The 3,424-nt window shown below is 73.6% G+C and carries 4 protein-coding genes and 1 pseudogene; all 5 read left to right on the forward strand.

Annotated elements, in window-relative coordinates; all coding sequences use genetic code 11:
* Positions 1-598: AMP-binding enzyme (locus tag AC2W7G_RS12100; RefSeq protein ID WP_485868662.1), on the forward strand; the 598-nt coding region annotated here is incomplete at its 5' end.
* Complete coding sequence (locus AC2W7G_RS12105; RefSeq protein ID WP_485868663.1) at positions 595-858, forward strand: glutaredoxin family protein; 264 nt, start codon at positions 595-597, stop codon at positions 856-858. The genes AC2W7G_RS12100 and AC2W7G_RS12105, both read left to right, overlap by 4 nt.
* A 131-nt stretch (positions 859-989) precedes the next feature.
* Positions 990-1,694: a redox-sensing transcriptional repressor Rex gene (locus tag AC2W7G_RS12110; protein ID WP_485868664.1), complete on the forward strand. Its 705-nt coding sequence runs from the start codon at positions 990-992 to the stop codon at positions 1,692-1,694.
* A 76-nt stretch (positions 1,695-1,770) separates the two neighbouring features.
* Positions 1,771-3,078: a glutamyl-tRNA reductase gene (locus AC2W7G_RS12115; RefSeq protein WP_485868665.1), complete on the forward strand. Its 1,308-nt coding sequence runs from the start codon at positions 1,771-1,773 to the stop codon at positions 3,076-3,078.
* Positions 3,075-3,424: pseudogene (locus AC2W7G_RS12120) on the forward strand (hydroxymethylbilane synthase); the annotation flags it as partial. The gene AC2W7G_RS12115 and the pseudogene AC2W7G_RS12120, both read left to right, overlap by 4 nt.

The following is a 3,424-nucleotide window of genomic DNA, read 5'->3' on the forward strand; positions in this document are numbered from 1 at the left end:
TCGGCGGCGCCGCCGACGGACGCGCCCGGCCCCGGCCGTGGTCGGTCCGGCCGTGCCCGGCGTCGGAGCTGCGCGTGCTCGACGTGACCGGGAACGACGCGGGCCCCGACGCCCGGGCGAGATCCGGGTGCGCGGCGACAACCTGTTCACCGGCTACTGGCCCGACGGCTCCGGCGGCCCGGACGCCGACGGCTGGTTCCGCACGGGCGACGTGGGGATGCTGGACGTCGACGGCCGGCTCGCCGTGCTCGACCGCATGCGCGAGGTGGTCATGGTCTCGGGGTTCAGCGTCTACCCGGTCGAGGTCGAGGTGGTCGCGGCCGAGGTGCCCGGCGTCGCGCAGGTCGCGGTGGTCGGCGTCCCGGACGCCCGCACGACCGAGGCCGTCGTCGCGTTCGTCGTGCCGGACGCCGGCGCCGACCGGCGCACGCTGGCCGACCGGGTCGCGACGCACTGCGCCGAGAACCTGGCCCGCTTCAAGCACCCGGAGCGTGTCGTCGTGGTCGACGACCTGCCGCAGGGACCCGACGGCACCGTGCTCAAGGGACGCCTCCGCGCGCTCGCCCGGCGCGAGGTGCTCGGGCTGGAGACGCCGTGAGGCGACGACGCGCCCGGACGAGCGGCCCGCGCGTCCTCATGTACGGCAAGCCCGGCTGCCACCTGTGCGAGCTGGCCGAGCAGGCCATCGCCGAGGTCTGCGCCGAGGCGGGGGAGGGCTACGAGGTGGTCGACGTCACCGGTGATGCTCGCCTCATGGCCGAGCACGGCGAGCACCTCCCGGTGACCTTCGTGGACGGCCGTCAGCACGACTTCTGGCGGGTGGACCCTGCCCGCCTGCGGGCCGCCCTGCGCGCCTGAGTAGGGTGATCCGCGGGAACCGCCGATTTTGTTCCCACGTTCACAAGCTCCTAAACTGGGCCTGCAGACCGCCGGTCCGACCCGGACGAACCCCGGGCCGCACCCCCTCGACCGGGCGGAGCAGGAGCAGCGTGACAGTCTTGAGAACCCCTCGCGGAGGTGCGCCCGACCGCGGCGTCCCCGACGCGACGGTCGCTCGGCTCCCGCTGTACCTGCGGGCCCTCACCGAGCTCTCCGACCAGGGCGTCGCCACCTGCTCGTCGCAGGACCTCTCCACCGCCGCCGGCGTCAACCCGGCCAAGCTGCGCAAGGACCTGTCGTACCTGGGCTCCTACGGCACCCGCGGGGTCGGCTACGACGTCGAGTACCTGCGCTACCAGATCGCCCGCGAGATCGGCCAGACCCAGGAGTGGGCCGTCGTGCTCGTCGGCGTCGGCAACCTCGGCCAGGCGCTCTCGAACTACCAGGGCTTCACGCCCCGCGGCATCCACGTGGCCGCGCTGGTGGACGCCGACCCGGCCCGCGTCGGCACCACGGTCGCCGGCCTGACGGTCAGCGCCATGTCGGACCTGCCCCAGGTCGTCGCCGAGCGGGGCATCTCGATCGGCATCGTCGCGACCCCGGCCGAGGCGGCCCAGGAGGTCGCCGACGCGCTGGTCGCCGCGGGCGTCACCAGCATCCTGAACTTCGCGCCGGTCGTGCTCGACGTCCCCGAGGGCGTCGACGTGCGCAAGGTCGACCTGTCGATCGAGCTGCAGATCCTGGCGTACCACGAGCAGCGCAAGGCCGGCTCGGCCCTGCCGGCCGTGCCGGACGTGCTGGAGGTGCACGCATGAGCGAGCGCAACGAGCGGACGACGGGCGCCGTCGTCGGCGGACGTCCCTACCGTTCCCTCTCCCCGGAGGTCTGCCGATGAGCGTCCTCGTCGTCGGGCTGTCCCACAAGACGGCCCCGATCGAGCTGCTGGAGCGTGTCTCGCTGGACACCGACTCCGTCGTCAAGCTGTCGCACCGCGCCCTGGAGACGCCCTACGTCTCCGAGGCGGCGGTGATCTCCACCTGCAACCGGGTCGAGGTCTACGTGGAGGCCGAGCGCTTCCACGGCGCGGTCGAGGAGGTGTCGACCCTGCTGGCCGAGCACGCCGGCCTGGACCGCGACGCCTTCGTCCGCCACGCCTACGTGCACTACGACGACGCCGCCGTGGCCCACCTGTTCGAGGTGGCCGCCGGCCTGGACTCGATGATCATCGGCGAGAGCCAGATCCTGGGCCAGGTCCGCGACGCGCTGCAGCTGGGCCAGGACGAGTCGACCGTCGGGTCGGCGCTCAACACGCTGTTCCAGCAGGCGCTGCGCATCGGCAAGCGCGGCCACGCCGAGACCGGCATCGACCTGCTCGGGCCCTCGATCGTCACCGCGTCCCTGGACGCGGCCGGCCACGTCGTGCACGACCCCGAGACCCAGTTCCTGGTCATCGGCGCCGGCACGATGTCGAGCCTGGCGGTCAAGACGCTCATCGAGACCGGCGTCAGCAACGCGCGGATCATGGTCGCCAACCGCACGTACCAGCGCGCCTACGACCTGGTCGAGACCTACGGCGTCGGCGCCGTGCGCTGGGGCTCGCTCGACAACGAGCTGCACCACGCGGACGTCGTCATCACCTGCACGGGCGCCAGCGGCCTGGTGCTCGACCGCGCCCGCATCGAGCGCGCCCAGCACGACGGACGCCCGATGACGCTCATCGACATGGCGCTGCCCCGCGACGTCGACGCGTCGGTCGCCGAGCTCGACGGCATCACGCTGGTCGACATCGCCCTGCTCGCCGAGCGCGGCTCGGACACCGCCGCCGCGCAGGACGTGTCGGCCGTGCGCCGCATCGTCGACGCCGAGGTCGAGGCGTTCCTGGCCGCGAAGGCGGCCGCCCGCGTCACCCCGACCGTGGTCGCGCTGCGCACGATGGCGACCGAGATCGTCAGCGCCGAGATGGAGCGCTTCGCCCGGCGCAGCGACGTCAGCGACGAGGTGCTGGCCGAGGTGCGTCACACCGTCAACCGCGTCGCCGACAAGATCCTGCACGCGCCGACCGTCCGGGTGCAGCAGCTCGTCGACGGCGACGGGGGCCTGACCTACGCCGACGCGCTCGCGGACCTGTTCGCGCTGGACCCGGCGGCCATCGCCGCGGTCACGAAGCGCTCGGGCGACAAGGCGGGTGAGGACGCGTGACCACGCTGCGCATGGGCACGCGGGCCAGCCGGCTCGCGCTCGCCAGTCCGGCGCCTTCGCGCCCGGCTGACCGAGGTCACCGGCGTCGACGTCGAGGTCGTGCCCGTCTCCACCGAGGCGACCGCACCCGCACCCCGCTCGTCGAGGCCGGCGGCGCGGGCGTGTTCGTCGCCGAGCTGCGCGAGGTCCTGGCCGCCGGCGAGGTCGACTTCGCCGTGCACTCGCTCAAGGACATCCCGACGTACGCCGACGAGCGCCTGACGCTGGCCGCGATCCCCGAGCGCGAGGACGTCCGCGACGTCGTCGTGGCCCGCGACGGCCTCACGCTCGGCGAGCTGCCGGCCGG

This window comes from Aeromicrobium sp. PFPM2_SD2 (assembly GCF_057364525.1).